General features: G+C 71.5%; 13 protein-coding genes. 8 read left to right on the forward strand and 5 right to left on the reverse strand.

The window, feature by feature from the left end; genetic code table 11:
- Positions 1-37 precede the first annotated feature (37 nt).
- Together SMIR_RS03550 and SMIR_RS03555 are read left to right on the forward strand one after the other, a co-directional pair.
- Positions 38-1951: a zinc metalloprotease gene (locus tag SMIR_RS03550; RefSeq protein ID WP_168497416.1), complete on the forward strand. Its 1914-nt coding sequence runs from the start codon at positions 38-40 to the stop codon at positions 1949-1951.
- 130 nt (positions 1952-2081) lie between these two features.
- A complete protein-coding gene (locus tag SMIR_RS03555) occupies positions 2082-2714 on the forward strand; it encodes a hypothetical protein (protein WP_168497414.1) in 633 nt (210 codons plus the stop codon).
- Positions 2715-2743: 29 nt separating this feature from the next.
- On the opposite strand, the gene SMIR_RS03560 is transcribed toward SMIR_RS03555, so the two are convergent.
- From SMIR_RS03560 to SMIR_RS03575, 4 genes are all read right to left on the reverse strand, one after another.
- Positions 2744-3490, reverse strand: a complete 747-nt coding sequence (locus tag SMIR_RS03560; protein WP_212726497.1) for a class I SAM-dependent methyltransferase — start codon at positions 3488-3490, stop codon at positions 2744-2746.
- Positions 3491-3650: 160 nt separating this feature from the next.
- Positions 3651-6143: a SpoIIE family protein phosphatase gene (locus tag SMIR_RS03565; protein WP_212726498.1), complete on the reverse strand. Its 2493-nt coding sequence runs from the start codon at positions 6141-6143 to the stop codon at positions 3651-3653.
- Between the two features lie 159 nt (positions 6144-6302).
- Positions 6303-8687: an MFS transporter gene (locus SMIR_RS03570; RefSeq protein ID WP_168497408.1), complete on the reverse strand. Its 2385-nt coding sequence runs from the start codon at positions 8685-8687 to the stop codon at positions 6303-6305.
- 184 nt (positions 8688-8871) lie between these two features.
- The gene (locus SMIR_RS03575; RefSeq protein WP_101401831.1) at positions 8872-9315 is read right to left on the reverse strand and encodes an SRPBCC family protein; all 444 of its coding nucleotides are present in this window, start codon (positions 9313-9315) and stop codon (positions 8872-8874) included.
- A gap of 206 nt (positions 9316-9521) precedes the next feature.
- Here SMIR_RS03575 and SMIR_RS03580 point away from each other — a divergent pair, with 206 nt between their 5' ends.
- The 4 genes from SMIR_RS03580 to SMIR_RS03595 all read left to right on the forward strand — a co-directional run bounded on the left by SMIR_RS03580 (position 9522) and on the right by SMIR_RS03595 (position 13367).
- A complete protein-coding gene (locus SMIR_RS03580; RefSeq protein WP_212726499.1) occupies positions 9522-10574 on the forward strand; it encodes an Rv2578c family radical SAM protein in 1053 nt (350 codons plus the stop codon).
- 170 nt (positions 10575-10744) lie between these two features.
- The gene (locus SMIR_RS03585; RefSeq protein ID WP_168497403.1) at positions 10745-12349 is read left to right on the forward strand and encodes an alpha/beta hydrolase; all 1605 of its coding nucleotides are present in this window, start codon (positions 10745-10747) and stop codon (positions 12347-12349) included.
- A 56-nt stretch (positions 12350-12405) separates the two neighbouring features.
- Positions 12406-12804 (forward strand): RidA family protein, encoded by a 399-nt coding sequence (locus SMIR_RS03590; RefSeq protein WP_168497401.1) that lies wholly within the window; start codon positions 12406-12408, stop codon positions 12802-12804.
- Positions 12805-12830: 26 nt separating this feature from the next.
- Entirely contained in the window at positions 12831-13367 is a 537-nt protein-coding gene (locus SMIR_RS03595; protein WP_168501409.1) for a GNAT family N-acetyltransferase, read from the forward strand.
- A gap of 140 nt (positions 13368-13507) precedes the next feature.
- Here the strand turns inward: SMIR_RS03595 and SMIR_RS03600 are convergent, their stop codons facing one another.
- On the reverse strand, positions 13508-14077 hold the full coding sequence (locus SMIR_RS03600; RefSeq protein ID WP_212726500.1) for an adenylosuccinate lyase: 570 nt from the start codon (positions 14075-14077) through the stop codon (positions 13508-13510).
- A gap of 376 nt (positions 14078-14453) precedes the next feature.
- Between SMIR_RS03600 and SMIR_RS03605 the strand changes: the two genes are divergently transcribed.
- Entirely contained in the window at positions 14454-16259 is a 1806-nt protein-coding gene (locus tag SMIR_RS03605) for a 3-hydroxyacyl-CoA dehydrogenase family protein (RefSeq protein WP_168497397.1), read from the forward strand.
- Positions 16260-16395: 136 nt separating this feature from the next.
- Complete coding sequence (locus SMIR_RS03610; RefSeq protein WP_212726501.1) at positions 16396-17208, forward strand: TetR family transcriptional regulator; 813 nt, start codon at positions 16396-16398, stop codon at positions 17206-17208.
- The last annotated feature ends 716 nt before the right edge of the window (positions 17209-17924 follow it).

Here is a 17924-nt window from a genome sequence, read left to right on the forward strand (position 1 = left end):
GGGCGGGCGCGGTCCGTCCTTGGGGGGAAGGACCAAAATGACGGCACTGGGGGACGGGCCCGCGTTGCTGTACGACACCGGGTCGCCGGTGCCGGGACCGGGGGGAATCCCGGTCACCTACGAGCAGTTCGCCACGGGAAGCCTGCCGGTAGTCGGCGCCGGGGTCGAGGCGCTGCCGGTGCCTCGGCTGAGCTCCGGGCTCAAACTGCACGGGGAGTACCAGGGTTCGGGCTTCACCGAGCCGAAGTACATCGCGCGCCGCGGAGACGGCCAGGTCGTGCAGCTGTCACGGCTGCTGTACCTGGTCGCCTCCGCGATCGACGGCGTGAACGACATCGAGACCATCTCGCACCGGGTCAGCGCCCGCTACGGCCGCGAGCTCAGCGCCGACAACGTGCGTTTCCTGGTCGAGGAGAAACTCGACCCGCTCGGCGTCACCGTGCCGGAGGGCATGGAGGAGGACGAGGTCTCCGCACCGCGCTCCGACCTGCTCCTCGCCCTCAAGGGGCACCGGATCATCTTCAACGAACGCAGAGCGGGCCGGATCGCCCGCTCGCTGGCCTGGCTGCACCGCCCCACTGTGGTCGTGCTGATGCTCGCCGCGGCCGTGGCCATGGACGTCTGGCTGTTCGGCTTCTTCGGCGCGGTGGAACCCGTGCTCCAGGTCCTCGACCAACCGGTCCTGATGCTCGTCGTGTTCGCGCTCACCGTGGCCTCGCTGGTCTTCCACGAGTTCGGCCACGCCTCGGCGTGCAGATACGGGGGCGCACGGCCGGGCTGCATCGGCTGCGGGCTCTTCCTCATCTGGCCGTCCATGTACACCGACGTGACGGACATCTACCGGATCGGCCGGGCCGGACGGCTCCGGACCGACCTGGGCGGGGTGTACTTCAACGTCGTCTTCATGCTCGGGATGGCGGGCGCGTACTTCGCCACCGGGCAGCAGTTCTTCCTGGCCACGGTCTATCTCGGGCACTTCGAGATCCTGGAGCAGCTGATGCCGGCCGTCCGGCTGGACGGCTACTACATCCTGGGCGACCTGGCCGGCGTCCCGGACCTCTACGGCAAGATCAAACCGATTCTGCTCAGCACGGTGCCGGGCCGGCGCGGCAAGGCGGCGCGCGCCGAGGTCGTCGGGCTCAAGAAGTCGTCCCGGACCATCATCACCACCTGGGTCCTCACCATGGTGCCGCTGCTGATCGGCGAGCTCGGGTACGCGCTGTGGAACCTGCCGCGGATCGTCGCGACGATGGTCCGCTCGCTCACCGACCAGGTCGTGGGAACCGGGGACGCCTTCGCGGGCGGTCAGATCGCCGCGGCCCTGATGGGCGTGATCGGCTGCTTCATGCTGCTGTGCCCGATGGCCGGCGTGGTCTATCTTTCGCTCAAAATGGGCGGCAGGGTCTTCCGCGCCGCGAAGCGGTCGACGGCGGACAAGCCCGGGCTGCGGGTGGCGCTGTGCGCGCTGGCACTGCTGGGCCTCGGCTCGCTGAGCTACGCGTGGGTGTCCGGTGTGACACCCGAGCCGTTGCCGAAGCGTCCACCGATCGCGCCGATCCTCCAGCCCGGCGTGTCCACGGCCGAGCCGCCCGCCCGCCCCGCGACCGCGCCCCGGCCGCACACGTCCCCGTCCGACACCTCGGCGGCCCTGCCGTCCGGCGCCGCGTCCTCCGGCTCCACGGCCGCCACCGCGCCGAGCGCGTCGGCCTCGCCCAGCGCGGACGCCAACGCGTCCACGTCACCCGGCGCCTCCCCGTCCAACAAGCCGACCACACCGGCCGGCGGTCCGGGCACGACGGGTTCCGCCTCGGCCGGTCCGCCCGCGGGTCCGTCCGAGCCGCCCGGCCCTTCGCCGTCCGTCTCGTCGTCCGCACCGGCGCCCTCGACGGATCCGCCGACGCCGACCGAATCCGTCAGCGCGACCGGCGCACCGAGCCCGGCCACCCCGTGACCGCCCTCGGCGATCACCGCCCGGTGGCCGTCGTCCCGCCGAACCACGACCGCAGGAGACCCATGTGAGTACCCATCCGAACACGCACCGGAAGCCCAGCCCAGCCGGCCGGAGCCTCTCCCAACGAGCCATGCGCATAGGCCTGTTCGCAGCCGGCGCGGCCGGTATCGCCGCCGCGGTCCCGGCCCAGGCCGCCACCGCGGCGGCGGGCACGGTCGCCCGCCACGCCGTCGCGGAGGACCACACCTTCAGTCACGCCGACCGGGCGCATCCGACCCAGGTCAAGGACTCCTTCACCGTGCGGCAGCTCGGCACGACGAAGGCGGTGGGTGTACGCAACCAGGCAGGCGCGATCTCCGTCGGCTGCTCGGTCGACGCGCACTGCAGGTCGGTCGCACTGTCCTTCCAGATCGTCACGCTGGCGGGCCAGAACACCCACCTGAACGCGGTGAACCTCAGCGACGCGACCAACGAGCACTGCGACGGCTGCCAAACCCTCGCCGGCGCCTACCAGTTCGTGGTGGCCACCGCCCGTCCGTTCACCCTGGACGCCACCGCGCAGCACAAGCTCGCCGACATCCACCGCAGGCTGGACGACCTGGCCCGGTCCAACATCCCGGCCGCCGACCTCAAGACGAAGGCCGACTCGCTGGCCGCGGAGGTCACCGCCGTCCTGCACGACGCGGTGGCGGGCGCACCGAAGGCACCGGACGCGCCCGCCGTCGCGGTCCACCGTCACCTGGACGGCTGGCCCGGCCACTGACCCAACGGCCACCATGAAGGGGTACGGCGTCACCGACCGGCAGGTGACGCCGTACCCGTGCGCCCGGCCACCAGCCACTTCGACGGCAGCTCGATCCGCGCGCCGTCGGGCGTGAACTCGGTTGTCACGAGCGGCAGTTCACCGCTCGCGAGGACAGTCAGACCCGCCGCGCGGAGGTAGTCGGGGACCGCGTCGTCGGACACCGCGCCGGGCGCGATGCCGTGCCGGAAGATGGGGGCCAGCTTGGGCGGTGGTCCGTCGGAGCTCCGGGCCAGGCCCATCAGGACCGGCCGGGCGGCTTCGGAGAGTTCGACGAGAAAGGCCCGGCCGCGCTCCCCCACCAGGGTGGCGAGGGCGTCCACCAGCGGCTGGCGGTCGTCCGGCTCGCACTGGTGGAGCACGCCCCGCACATAGACGTTGGCGTCGCCCAGCTCCGCGTGCAGGGTCTGCGCCTCGGTCTTCTCGGCCGCGTCGAGCCGCCGGTAGGTCGCCTGGCCCGCCGGATCGGCGAGGCGGGCGTGCTCGAGCGCGGCGTCCGCGAGGTCGGCGCCGACCACATGCCGGAAGCGGTCGGCCAGGAAGCGGGTCTGGGTGCCGTTGCCGCAGCCCAGGTCCACGACCGGCAGATCGTGAGCCGACAGGTACGGCTCGAAGAGGGCGAGGTGGACGCCCGCGGTCAGTGCGGGGTCCGCGTCCCAGAAGACGGCTCCCTGCTCGTCGGGGGCCTCGCGCCAGAAGCCCTCCCAGGCTTCCCTGTACCGATGTGTCACGCTCATGCCCGCTCCCCAGGTCGCCGCCGCGGCCCGCCGAGGATGGCGGGCGGGATCGGTCTATCGCGCCGGGCGTGCGTCGACAAGCATGCGGCGCATTCCTGCACGGTTCATTTCGATCCGCGTACGCCGGTACGCGCCCCCGTGCGCCCCCAGGAACGCAGGATCAGCGCCTCGGCAGGGTCAGTTCGAACCACACGGTCTTGCCGGCGCTGGTGCGGCTCGTGCCCCACTCGCGGGCCAGCGTGCTGACGATACGCAGACCGCGGCCGAACTCGTCGCCGGGGCTCGCGCTGAGCAGCGTCGGCAGGGTGTGGTCATCGTCGGCCACCTCGCACAGCAGGGTGTCGCCGCGCACGAGCCGCAGTTCGATCCGGCGGCTGTGCGTGTGCCGTACGGCGTTGGCCACCAGCTCGCCGACCATCGACTCGGCCGGGTCGGCCAGCCGGGCCAGGCCCCAGTCGTGGAGCTGCTCGCGGACCACGGTGCGGGCCCGGCCGGCCTCGACCGGGTCGAGCGAGAGCCGCCACTCGGCGACGTCCTCGGGTTCGATGCCGTTGAGCCGGGCCATCAGCAGCGCCACGTCGTCCTTGCGGCCGCCACAGCTGTTGAGGGCGCGGATGATCGTGTCGCAGGCGTCGTCCATGGACGCGGCCGGGTGGGCGGCGGACTCGCAGAGCGTGGCGAGGCCGACACCGATGTCCTCGCCGCGCACCTCGACGAGGCCGTCGGTGCACATCACGAGCCGGTCGCCGGGCGCCACCGGCACGCGTACCGCCTCGAAGGGCACGCCGCCGACCCCGATGGGCGCGCCGGTCGGCAGGTCGAGCAGTTCGCTGTGGCCGTCCTCGGCGCGGACCAGGACGGGCGGGATGTGGCCCGCGTTGGCGATGTGCAGCTCGCCGGCGATGGGGTCGTAGACCGCGTACAGACAGGTCGCGAGGTAGTGCTCACCGAGCCGCTGAGCCAGATCGTCGAGGTTGCGCAGGAGTTGGGCGGGCGGCAGGTCGAGCGCCGCCATGGTCTGCACCGCCGTACGCAACTGGCCCATCATCGCGGCCGAGTTGAGGCCGTGGCCCATCACGTCGCCGACGACGAGGGCGGTACGGGAGCCGGGCAGTTTCACCGAGTCGAACCAGTCGCCGCCGACGCGTCCCAGCAGAGTGCCGGGCAGATAGCGGGTGGCGATGTCACAGCCGGCCATGCGGGGCGCGATGTGCGGCAGCATGCTGTCCTGGAGGGTCTCGGCGACGCTCTCCTGGTAGGTGTACATGCGCGCGTTGTCGAGGACGAGGCCCGCGCGGGCCGCGAGTTCGGCGCCGGTGACCCGGTCCATGTCGTTGAACTCGACGCGCTCCGGGTGGCGCAGCAGGATCATGAATCCGAGGACCACGTTGCGGGCCTTCAGGGGCACGACCAGCATGGAGCGGTTGGTGATGAGCGGCCTGATGTCGCGCTTCTCGAACTGCGCGGCGATCATGTGCCCCATCTGCTCGCTGATGCGCGGCACGAGGACGGGTTCACCGGTGGTCATGCACTGGAAGAACGGTGTGTGCGCGGGGAACGGCATGGCCTCGCCGACCGGCACGACGTCGTCCCAGCGGCCCGGCTCGTCGGTGTGCTCGACGGCGACGCGGTGCCACATGGTGGTCGTGTCGGGCACACCGTCGGGGAAGCCCTCACCGGCGACGACCTGTTCGCGCAGATAGGTGCCCGCCACGTCCGTGAAGCGCGGCACCACGGCCCGGCTGACCTCGAGGATCGTCTGCGCGAGGTCGAGCGAGGTGCCTATGCGCCCGCTGACCTCGTTGAGGAACTCCAGGCGCTCGCGGACTGCGACGTACTCGAGGTCCTCGCCCTCCTCGTCCTGGAGCTCCTGCGGCAGGAGCTCGCCGGTGGCCGCGGCGCGCTCCGCCCGCTCACGGCGCGCCTTGCGTTCGGCGCGCCGGGGCACACCCCAGTCGGGAGTCACCGGCACCCGGTCGTTCTGGCTGAACTCCAGGACGGGGTAGCCCAGTTCGAGTACCTGGGAGACGATGCGGGCGCCCTCGCCCACGCTCATGCTGGGCAGGATCTCGGGCAGTCTGCGGGCCAGCTCCTCGGCGCCGGGGAAGTCGGTGTGCAGCGCGAAGCCGGGCGCGATGCGCTCGATCGCCACCTCCTCGTCCTCGTGGCGCAGCGCGTCAGCGTCGGCGGCGAGCACGAGCAGCCGCTCCGGTCCGGGGCCGACCAGCGGGTACGCCCACCACAGGACGTCCACGCGGTCCCGCTCGGGCACGGTGAGCCGGGCGCGTCCTGCGGCCGGGTAGGAGAACCGTCCGCCGAGGGAGGACTCCAGGCCGGGGCCGAGTCCGTCGTACGCCGCGTACGCGCCGTAGGGCCCGATCTCGTCCTCTTCGGGGAGCGCGCCGGAGACGGGGAGCAGGTCGACGGCGGGGCGGCCCACCGCGTCCTCCTTGGACACGCCGAACTGCCGCCGGGCACCGGTGCTCCAGTGCGACACCAGTCCGTCGCGGTCGACGACCACCACGGCCAGTGGGATGCGCCCGGCTCCGGTCTGCTCCACCGCGCCGTCCCCAGCTCCGCGGCTGAGAGGTGCGCCCACTTCGGTGCCACTCGCGGTGCCACTTTCCGTGCCACTTGCTGTGCCGCTGTCCATGGCCGAGGCCCTTCCTCCCCACGGCTCCGCAAGATCTGTGCCGCCTTCACTACCGTACGGCTGCGGCCCGTCGCGATGTGTGGCAATACGGGAATTGACCTTTCCAGGGGGCGGCTCCGGCGCACTGCCCGCCTCCGCGAAGGTTCCCGCGGCGGCCGTTCAGTCTTCGTGGCCGAGCTGCAGATCCCGCTCCGTGCGCCCCCCGCCGGCCACTTGCAGCACGGTGGCCACCGGCGGATAGCCCGCCGCGATGACGGTGTACTCGCCGGAGGACAGGTCGACGAACCGGAACGCCCCGTCCGCACCGGTGGTGAGCGTGTCCACCACGTTGCCCGCGGCGTCCAGGAGCGTCACCCGCGCGTCCTCGACGGGCCGGCCGCCGCCCGCCCGCACGGTGCCGCGCAGCACGGCGCCGCCCGCGAGTTCGACGTCCTGGCGGGTCTCGCGCGAGGCCTGCACGGTGACGGGGAGGGCGGCCGGGCGGAACGCGGGCGCGCTGGCGGCGAGGGTGTACTCGCCCGCCACCAGCTCCGTGATGACATAGCCGCCTTCGCGCCCGCTGCGGGTGGTGGCCACGACTTCCCCGTGGACGTTGGTGAGCGTGACGGTGGCGTCGCGCACGGGGGTGCCGTCCGCGGTCAGCACACTCCCGGCGAGGCGTCCCGCGCCGCCGAGGACGACGTCCAGTTCCACGGGGCGCTCGCCGATGGTCACCGAGACGGCCTGCGGCTGGTGGCCGCCGGCCGCGGCGATCAGTACGTACGACCCCGATCCGGGCGTGGACAGCGCGTACCGCCCGTCCTCGCCGCTGGCGCCCCGCCCGATCTGCTGTCCGGCGATGTCGATGAGGGTGAGCGCGGCGCGCGGCACGACGGTCCCGTCGGGGTGCTGCACGGTGCCGCAGACGGGGATCCCGGCGGCGTGGGACGAACGGGCCTGCGGGATCGGGGCGTTCACCCGTGCGGTCTCCGGGTCGGCGATGGGGGCGTTGTGGGACACCAGCGGTTTCTCCTTGAGGAAGCAGGCGATGAGCAGGCCCAGGACGAGCACCGGGACGAGGTAGAGGAAGATCCGCGGCATGGCGTCCGCGTAGGCGCGGATGTAGTCGTCGCGCAGGGCCTCGGGCAGGGAGTGGACGAGCTGCGGGGTGATGGACTCGGGGTCGGGCAGGCCGGTGCGCGGGGGCAGGCGGTCGGCGAGCGCGTCCGAGAGCCGACGGGCGAACAGCGTGCCGAAGACGGCGGCGCCGACGCTGCCGCCGATCTGCCGGAAGTAGTTGTTGGCGCTGGTCGCGGTGCCAAGGTCGGCGGGGCGCACGGAGTTCTGCACGGCGAGGACCAGCACCGGCATCACCATGCCGATGCCCGCGCCGAGGATGGCCATCCAGATGCTGTACTGCAGGCGGGGTGTGTCGACTTCGAGGCGGGACAGCAGCCACATGCCGAGGGCCGACAGGGCGCTGCCGAGGACCGGATAGATCTTGTAGCGGCCGGTACGGCTGATGAGCTGTCCGCAGACGATGGAGGCGCCGACGATGCCGCCCATCATGGGGAGCATGAGGAGTCCGGACTCGGTGGCGCTGGCCCCGTCGACCATCTGCAGGAAGGTCGGCAGATAGCTGGCCGCTCCGAAGAGGGCGACGCCGATGACGAGCCCCACCAGGGCGGTGATGTTGAAGACACCGTCCTTGAACAGCCTCGGCGGGATGAGGGGTTCGGTGGCGAAGCGCTCGGCGACGAAGAAGAGGACGGTCGCGACGAGCGCGCCCGCGCCGAGCCCCATGATGACCCGTGAGCCCCAGGCGTACTCGGTGCCGCCCCAGCTGGTCAGCAGGACCAGGCAGGTCGACGCGGCGGCCAGCAGCAGCACACCGAGTACGTCGACGCGTCCGCGCGCGGGGGGCCTGGGCAGCTTCAGCACGACGGTGACGACGGCCAGGGTGAGCAGGCCGAAGGGCACGTTGATGTAGAAGCACCAGCGCCAGGAGAGGTGGTCGGTGAAATAGCCGCCCAGAAGGGGCCCGGCGACCGATGCGAGGCCGAAGGCGGCGCCGATCAGGCCCATGAAGCGGCCGCGCTCGCGGGGCGGCACGATGTCCGCGATGATCGCCTGCACGCCGATCATGAGGCCGCCCGCGCCGACGCCCTGGATCGCGCGGAAGGCGATCAGCTGGTCCATGCTCTGGGCTCGTCCCGAGCACGCCGAACCGGCCACGAAGACGACGATCGCGAACTGGAAGACGCCCTTGCGGCCGAAGAGGTCGCCGAGCTTGCCGTAGACGGGGAGTCCGACGGTGGAGGTGAGCAGATAGGCGGTGATCGCCCAGGACATCCTGCCCAGGCCGTGCAGTTCACCGACGATCTTCGGGAGCGCGGTGGCCACGATCATCTGATCGAGGGCGGAGAGCAGCAGCGCGAGCATGAGTCCGAAGAAGACCAGCCGCACCTGGCGCGGGCTCAGCCGGGCGGTCCCGGGGGCCGGTGGAGGCGAGTGCCGCGGGGGCGCGGCAGCCGGTTCGTCCTGCACCAGAGTGATCCCGCCCACGTACCGCTCCCCTCGTCGCGCCCACCGCACAATTCCCGCTTATCGCGACAACTGTGAGCAAGCGCGACGAGTTACGGCGTACCGCCGCGTCGCGAGGAGATCCACTCGAACCGGTGAGGGTGACAACGCGCCCCGGAGAGTTGCCTCTTGGGCCGTGCGGCCGTCAAAGAGGCGTGCGTCCTGGCTACTTCTGCGTCTCGGCGGCGAGCTTGTCGAGCACCAGGTCGTAGATCCTGCCGAGGCCCTTGGGCGCGAAGGTCTTCTCGAAGAAGCCGCCGATGCCGCCCGCACCGTCCCAGACGGTGGTGACGACGACGCGGGACTTGCCCTCGCCGGCCGGGGTGACCCGCCAGGTGGTGACCATGGAGGAGTTGCGGTCCTTCTCGACGAGCTCACCGTCGGTGGGCTCGGTGACCTCGAGGAGGCAGTCGCGCACGCGCTTGCTGGTGGCCTGGAGCTTCCAGTGGACGAGGGTGCCCTCGCCGTCGCCGCCCTCGCGCACCTCGTACTCGCTGAAGTGCTCGGGCAGCAGCTTCGCGCGCGTGCCGCTGTAGTCGGCCAGGGCGTCGAACACCGCCTCCGCGTCCGCCGCGATGACCCGCTCCGTCGTGGCCTCGACCTGCGCCATTGCACTTCCTCCAGCACTTGGTGACTCGGGGTGTGCGGCAAGCCAACCACCCGGCGGCCCGACCCCCCAAATCGGGGCCCCCAGGGGGCGCGGAACGGGTCCCCGCCGAGGCGCGGAAGGGGCGCTCCGACGTGCGCGGAAAACCGGGTCGCACGATCAAGGGAACATGTGTTCTATTCTGTGGCCAGTGCTACCGAGGAGGCGTCATGCGCTGGGACAACCTCACAGCGGACCCCGCCGGGGACCGCGCCCGGGACGCCGCGCTGTTCGGCGCGGACGCGGTGACCACCCGTACGTTCGACAGCCCGGAGTTCCGTGGTGTCACGTTCCACGAGATCCGGGCCCGCTCGATCGTGAACCGGGTACCAGGGGCCTCGCGCATGCCCTTCGAGTGGACGGTCAACCCCTATCGGGGCTGCACACACGCGTGTGTGTACTGCTTCGCGCGCAAGACCCACAGCTATCTGGACCTCGACACGGGACTCGACTTCGACTCCCAGATCGTGGTGAAGGTCAACGCGCCGGAGCTGCTGCGCCGCCAGCTCGGCTCGCGCCGCTGGCAGGGCGAGCACATCGCGATGGGCACCAACGTCGACTGCTACCAGCGGGCCGAGGGCCGCTACCGGCTGATGCCCGGCATCATCGCGGCCCTGCGCGACCACGCGAACCCCTTCTCGATCCTGACGAAGGGCACGCTGATCCTGCGCGACCTCGACCTCCTGAAGCAGGCCTCCGAGGTCACCGACGTCGGGATCTCGGTCTCCGTGGGCTTCACCGACTCCCAGCTGTGGCGCACCGTCGAGCCGGGCACCCCGGCCCCGGAGCGCCGCCTGGACGTCGTGCGCACCCTCACGGACCACGGCATCGACTGCGGGGTCCTGATGGCCCCCGTGATCCCCTTCCTGGGTGACAGCCCGGCCCAACTGCGTGCCACCGTGCGGGCGATAGCGGCGTCCGGGGCCACCTCGGTGACCCCGCTCGTGCTGCATCTGCGGCCCGGCGCCCGGGAGTGGTTCATGGCCTGGCTGGAGCACTACCACCCGTATCTCGTACGGCGTTACGAGCGGCTTTACGCGGAGGGCGCGTACGCCCCGAAGTGGTACCAGCGCCGGATCACCCGTCAGGTCCACGAGCTGGCCCAGGAGTACGGCATCGGTCCCACGCGCGCGGGGATGCCCCGCAGGATCATCGCGCCCTCCGAGTCCGCCGAGCCGGTGGCGCCCGCCACGCCGGAACCGACCCAGCTCACCCTGCTCTGACCACGGCGAACGACCGTTGCCCGGCCCGTTCCTGACGGCATCCGGGCGCATCACGCGGCTCAATTGGGTCAAGACTTTCCAGAACGAGTTCTTCCGGGGCCCCTGTCCGGGACGATGCGGCGAAGGCCGTGGCGTGCACGGCTCAAAATCCTCCGTCCTTGGGAGGCTCTGTGAAGAAACGCGCAGCTGCTCTGTGCGGGGCGGCCGCCGTGCTGGCCGGGATGATCACATCGATCCCCGCCGACGCGAGCGCCGGTTCCGCGACCGCACCGCGCACCACCCTCACCACCGCGAAACCCACCTGGAAGAAGTGCGGGACCAGCAAGTATCCGACGCTCCAATGCGCGTCCCTGACGGTGCCGCTGGACCACACCAAGCCCCACGGCCGGCAGATCACCCTCGCCCTCTCACGCGTCCCGCACACCGCGAAGACCTACCAGGGGCCGCTGCTGGTGAACCCGGGCGGCCCCGGCGCCAGCGGGCTCTCGCTGGCCGGATTCGTCGCATCCTCGCTGCCGAAGGCAGTGGCGGCGCAGTACGACGTCATCGGCTTCGACCCGCGCGGTGTCGGCGCCAGCAAGCCCGCCCTTGACTGCAAGCCCGGGTCCTTCAACCCGGTGCGCCCGGACTCCGTGCCCAGCACCCCCGCGATCGAGAAGGCCAACCTCGACCGCGCCAAGGCCTTCGCGAAGGCGTGCGGCAAGAAGTACGCCGACCTGCTGCCGTACATCGACACGGTGAGCGCGGTCCGGGACATGGACTCGATCCGCGCCGCGCTCGGCGCCAAGAAGATCAACTACTTCGGTTACTCGTACGGCACCTACCTGGGCGCCGTGTACGCGAAGCTCTACCCGCAGCGCGTACGCCGTCTGGTGCTCGACTCCATCGTCGACCCCAGTGGTGTCTGGTACGAGGACAACATCGGCCAGGACTACACCTTCAACGACCGCCACCAGGCGTTCCTGGCATGGGTCGCCAAGCACGACGCGACCTACAAGCTCGGCACGGACCCGGCCAAGGTCGAGGCCAAGTGGTACGCCATGCGCAGGGCGCTCGCCAAGAACCCCGCGGGCAAGAAGGTGGGCGCCTCCGAACTGGAGGACACCTTCATCCCGGGCGGCTACTACAACGGCTACTGGCCCTCCCTCGCCGGGGCGTTCGCGGCCTACGTGAACGGCAAGAACACGGCCCCGCTCGTCGCGGCCTACGAGAACCTCGGCGCCATCAACGCCTCCGGCGACAACGGTTACAGCATCTACACCGCGGTGCAGTGCCGTGACGCGTCCTGGCCGCGCGACTGGAACCAGTGGCGCAAGGACAACTGGGCGGTGTACGGCAAGGCGCCGTTCATGGCCTGGAACAACGCCTGGTACAACGCGCCGTGCGCGTTCTGGCCGACGAAGACGCTGCGGCCGGTGAACATCGCCAACAGGGCGCTGCCGCCGACGCTGCTCTTCCAGGCCACGAACGACGCGGCCACTCCCTACCAGGGCGGCGTGACGGTCCACCACCTACTGCGCGGATCCAGCCTGGTGGTCGAGCAGGGGGGCGGGAACCACGGCATCACGCTGAGCGGGAACGCCTGTCTGGACAAGTACCTGGCGGCGTACCTCACCAACGGCAAGGTGCCGCACGGCAGCGGCGTGGCCGACGCGGTGTGCAAGAAGCTGCCGGACCCGGAGCCGAAGAGCACGAAGGCTGCGTTGTCCACCGCCTCGGGCGGTGCGTCCTCGGCTGGCGCGACGCTGCACGGGCTGCTCGGCCACCGCGGCTGAGCACGCCCTGACGGCCCGTCGGGGGCGTTGTCAGACCCATGGTCCACCATGGACGCATGAGTGAGCTGACCCGCATTCCCGCCCCCGACGGGGTCGCCCCCGCCGCCGCGTACTCGCATGTCGTCCTCGGTACGGGCCGCTTCGTTGCGGTCTCGGGGCAGCTCGCCCTGGACGAGGACGGCAGGCTCGTCGGCGCGGGCGACGCGGCGGCGCAGGCCCGTCAGGTGTTCGAGAACCTGCGCCGCTGTCTGGCCGCCGCCGAGGCGACCTTCGACGACGTCGTCAAACTCACCTTCTTCGTCACGGACATGGCCCATATGCCGGCCGTCCGCGCGGCCCGCGACGCCCACATACCCGCGGACCGCCTCCCGGCCGCGTCGGCGGTCCAGGTCGCCGCGCTGGTCCGCCCCGAGTTCCTGATGGAGATCGAGGCGTACGCGGTGGTGAGCGAGTGAGCGCAGCTCCGGTCCGGATCCGGGAGATGGTCCGCTCGGACTGCGAGCGGGTCGCCGAGATCCGCATCCGCGGATGGCAGACCGCCTACCGGGGGCTGATGCCCCAGTCGTACCTGGACACACTCAGCGTGACCGAGGACGCGGCCCGGCGGCGCGAGCGCTTCGGGCGCGGCGGCGGCGCGGTCGTGAACCTGGTCGCCGAGCGGGACGGCGAGGTGGTCGGCTGGGCCTGCCACGGCCCGTACCGGGACGACGAAGCCCGCGGCGAGGACGTCGGGTCTGCCGAGTTGTACGCGATCTACGTCGATCCCGAGCGGGTCGGGGCCGGGGTGGGCCGCGCACTTCTCACGGAATCGATCGCCCGCTGCACCGCCGCGGGGCACGCGCGGATGCTGCTGTGGGTCCTCAAGGCAAACACCGGGGCACGCCGGTTCTACGCACAGGCCGGGTTCGGTCCCGACGGTGGCGAGGAGCCGTTCGAGGTGGACGGTGTCGCCGTGCCCGAGGTCCGGTACGCCCGCACCCTCACGCGCCCCGGCGCCGACACCGGGGCGCTCCGGTAGCGCGGGAACTCTTTGCGGTTCCGACCGTTCCCGTGCGGACGTCACGGACTACGCTCGAAGGGCCGGGTCCGGAGCGCGACGACACGGTGAGCACGGTCGACGAGGCGCTGCGGGAGGCGGCCCGTCGGCCGCCCGCCGTGTCACCCGGGCAGTCGGGCCAGCGCGTGCACCGCCGCCTCGGCGAGTGCCGGATGGGCGAGCGCCTCGTTCAGGACGGGTTTCGCACGTACGTCCCCCAGCGCCCCGAGCCCCTCCACACAGGCCAGGGCGACTCTTCGGTAGGGGTCGTGGGGGCGCAGCCTGCGCCCCAGGGTGGTGATCAGCGCCGGTACGGCCTCGGGGGCGCGCAGCTCGACCAGGAGCCGTACGGGATGCAGCGCGTAGGCGACGCGCAGTTCGTTGGTGGCGAGCGCGGCCGCCGCGCGGGCCGTGCGCGGATCGCCGAGGCGGGCGAGCGCGTGTGCCGCGGACGCGCAGCGCTGCGGGTCGCGGTGGTTCAGCAGCAGGACGAGCGCCTCGAAGGCCCGCCGGTCCCCGGCGAGTCCGAGCCGGAAGGCGACCAACTCCCGTGCCCACAAGGGCTGTCCGGGCGCGGTCAGCGCGGCCGCCAGCGCATCCGGGTCCTCGGTCGCCACGAGTCGCTCGTACGCCGGCGAAGCACCCGCCTCGTTTCGTAGACGCTCCGTGAGTGATCGCAACTCTTCGTCCATGAAGCCGAGCCTAGGCGCGGCCTCCATGACTCCGGGACGTACATCACAAATTCGGGGGCTGGCGCGCTCGTTACCGGCGAGTTAAGCTCAGACGAGCGAGTTACCCACTCGCGTCTTGCTTGCGGTGGCCTGGTGACGCAGCCATCGTGAGAGCAGTCGGTTCGGTACCTCAGGTACCTCAGTACGACACGGCTCCGGGACAGGGCCGGTCGGCTTCACCGTTCCCTGGGTGCGCCCTCGCGGGCACCCCCCTTTGGACGGCACCGGGCGTGTGCGCTCGTCAGCCCGGCAACACCCGCACTCTCCGCACTCCGTGCGCCTCCTGGGCGTACATGCGTGCGCTCCTCAGTCGTCACCCTCTTTCTGGAGTCCCGCGATGGCAACTCCCCTGTCCGACACCCCTCTGTCCCCGCTCAAGACCGTTGCCGTCGTCGGCCTCGGCACGATGGGCACCGGCATCGCCGAGGTCCTCGTCCGGGCCGGCCGCGACGTCATCGGCATCGACATCAGCGAGGCCGCGGCCGCCCAGGCCGTCTCCGCCCTCGAAGCCTCCACCGCCCGCGCCGTGCGACGGGAGCGCCTCAGCGAGCAGGAGCGCGCCGACGCCCTGGCCCGCTTCCACGCCTTCACCGACCTCGAGGCCGCCGCCGACGCCGATCTGGTCATCGAGGTGACCCCGGAGTCGTACGACATCAAGCAGCAGGTCTTCCGCGCGCTGGACGGCATCGTGCGTCCGGACACCATCCTGGCCACCGGCACCAACGCCCTCTCGGTGACGCGCCTGGCCGCCGACTCGGCCCGCCCCGAGCGCGTCCTCGGCCTGCACTTCTTCAACCCGGCCCCGGCGATGAAGCTGGTCGAGGTCGTGTCGTCGGTGCTGACAGCGCCCACTGCCGTGAGCGCGGTCACCAACCTCGCGCTCGACCTCGGCAAGGAGCCCGTCGCGGTCGGCGACCGCCCCGGTTTCGTCGCCGACGGGCTGCTGTTCGGCTACCTCAACCAGGCCGCCGCGATGTACGAGGCCAAGTACGCCTCCCGTGAGGACATCGACGCCGCGATGAAGCTCGGCTGCGGGCTGCCCATGGGCCCGCTCGCGCTGCTCGACCTGATCGGTGTCGACACCGCGCGCACGGTCCTGGAGGCCATGTACGCCGAGTCCCGCGACCGGCTGCACGCCCCCGCGCCCATCCTCAAGCAGCTCAGCGAGGCGGGCCTGACCGGCCGCAAGTCGGGGCGCGGCTTCTACTCCTACGAGGCGCCCGGCAGCGCGACGGTCGTGCGGGACGCGCTGACCCCCCTCTCCGGCGGGCCCGAGGTCCCCGGCCGCACGGTTCGCTCCGTCGGCGTCGCGGGCTCGGGGACCATGGCGTCCGGCATCGCCGAGGTCTTCGCGAAGGCCGGGTACGAGGTCGTCCTCGCCGCCCGCACCGAGGAGAAGGCACAGACCGCGAAGGCCCGCATCGGCAAGTCCCTGGCCCGCTCGGTCGACAAGGGCCGGATGACCGCGGAGGCCGCCGCGAGCACCCTGGACCTGATCGTCCCGGCGGGCTCGTACGACGCCTTCGCCGACGTCGATCTCGCCCTGGAGGCGGTGGCCGAGGACCTGGAGGTCAAGCAGCAGCTGTTCGGGGTGTTCGACAAGGTCTGCAAGCCCGGCGCGATCCTCGCCACGACCACCTCCTCGCTGCCCGTCGTCGCCTGCGCCCGTGCCACCTCACGCCCCCAGGACGTGATCGGCATGCACTTCTTCAACCCGGCCCCGGCGATGAAGCTGGTCGAGGTGGTCCGGACCGTCCTGACCGCGGACGACGTGCACGCCACGGTCCGCGAGCTGTGCGGGAAGATCCGCAAGCACCCGGTGGACTGCGGGGACCGGGCCGGTTTCATCGTGAACGCGCTGCTCTTCCCGTACCTGAACAACGCGATCAAGATGGTCCAGGAGCACTACGCCACCCTCGACGACATCGACGCCGCGATGAAGCTGGGCGGCGGCTACCCGATGGGGCCGTTCGAACTCCTCGACGTCGTCGGTCTGGACGTCTCGCTCGCCATCGAGAAGGTGCTGCACCGCGAGTTCCGCGACCCGGGTCTCGCCCCCGCGCCGCTCCTGGAGCACTTGGTGGCCGCGGGCTGCCTCGGCCGCAAGACGGGCCGCGGCTTCCGCGAATATGCCCGCCGCTGAGCGTCCCGGCGACCGGCTGCGCGACACCGCCGACTGGGGCGGACTGCTCGGCCCGGCCGCAGCCCCCCCGCCCGTCGAGGGCGGGGGGTTCCCCGGACATGCGCGTTCCCCTGCGCACATGCAGTACGTTCGGGTCATGTCCCAGCCCGCCAAGTCCTCACGTACACCAACCACGCCCGACGCTCCGGAGAGCGCCGCGGGCAGTCGCGCCGCCGCCCAACGGCTCAAGATGCGCCGAGAACTGGCGGCCGCGGCCATGGAGCTGTTCGCGACCAAGGGGTACGAGGCGACCACCGTCGACGAGATCGCGGCCCGGGCCGGGGTGGCCCGCCGCACGTTCTTCCGCCACTTCCGCTCCAAGGAAGAGGCGATCTTCCCCGATCACGACGACACCCTGATCCGCGCGGAGGCCGTCCTCAACGCGGCTCCGGCGCACGAGCACCCGCTCGACACGGTGTGCCGCGGCATCAAGGAAGTCATGACGATGTACGCGGCCCAGCCCGAGATCTCCGTCTCGCGCTACAAGCTGACCCGCGAGGTACCCACGCTCCGGGAGGCCGAGATCGCCTCCGTGGCCCGCTACGAGCGGCTCTTCACCCGCTATCTCCTGGGCCACTTCGACGAGCACGCGCACGACGACGACGCCAACGACGATCCGCTGCTCGCGGAGGTCGCCGCGTCCGCCGTGGTCACGGCGCACAACCATGTCCTGCGACGCTGGCTGCGGGCGGGGGGTCAAGGTGACGTCGAGGCGCAGCTGGACCACGCCTTCTCCATCGTCCGCAAGACCTTCGGGACGGGGATCGGGGCCGGCCGGGAGACCACGCCCCGCACGGCGCCGGCGTCCGCGTTCACCGAGGGCGACGTTCTGGTGACCGTGGCCCGGGTCGACGCGCCGTTGGACCAGGTCATGCGGACCATCGAGCAGGCGCTGCGGGAAAGGTCGTAGAGCGCGGGTCCAGACCGTGCCGCGCCCCAAGGAGATCGGTCACCTCCGCGCACCGCGGCAGGAGCCGGATCGCCCGCAGCCGCCGCGCCCGTGCGGAGCTGTGTGTCGCGGGCCTGTGGGTGGGGTGGGTACGCGGAAGCGGCGCTGTCCGGGTTGCGCGAACGTGAGGGTGCCGGTGCGGGGGCGCGTGTGGGGGTGAAGCCGGCGCCGAGGGGGCGGACGGGCGCCGCGAGTCGTGGGCCGAAAAGTGCCGTCCTCAGGCCGGTACCCCCTTCTGGTCCCGTCGCCCGCACCCCGGCTCCGCCGCCGAGCGCCCCTCGTCATCGACCGTCCGGCGCTCTCGATGCCCGGCGCTCCCGGGGATGCCCCGCCGGCCCCCTGCGACGCCGACGCACCCCGACCTCACCCCCCGCACACGCCCCCACACCGGCACCCTCGCGCCGTGCCACCGACATCAGATGTTCTCCGAAGCGGCCCGCCGCCCCGCCCTTCCGGCCCGTGGAACGGTCCCTCCATACCGCCCCTGACCAGCGCGTTTTGATCGATCATCGGTCGATCTGATCGATCATCGCTCACGTGTTACGTAAAGATTTCACCTGAGCGAAACTCATGGCACTCCGTGCCTTGCACGGTGACACGGCGTGCCATACGTTGATGTTGTCCGGGCGGCCGGCGTGCAGAGACCTTTCGTACGCCGGCTGTCCCCGCAAGCCTCC

The sequence above is a fragment of the Streptomyces mirabilis genome (assembly GCF_018310535.1).
GTDB lineage: Bacteria > Actinomycetota > Actinomycetes > Streptomycetales > Streptomycetaceae > Streptomyces.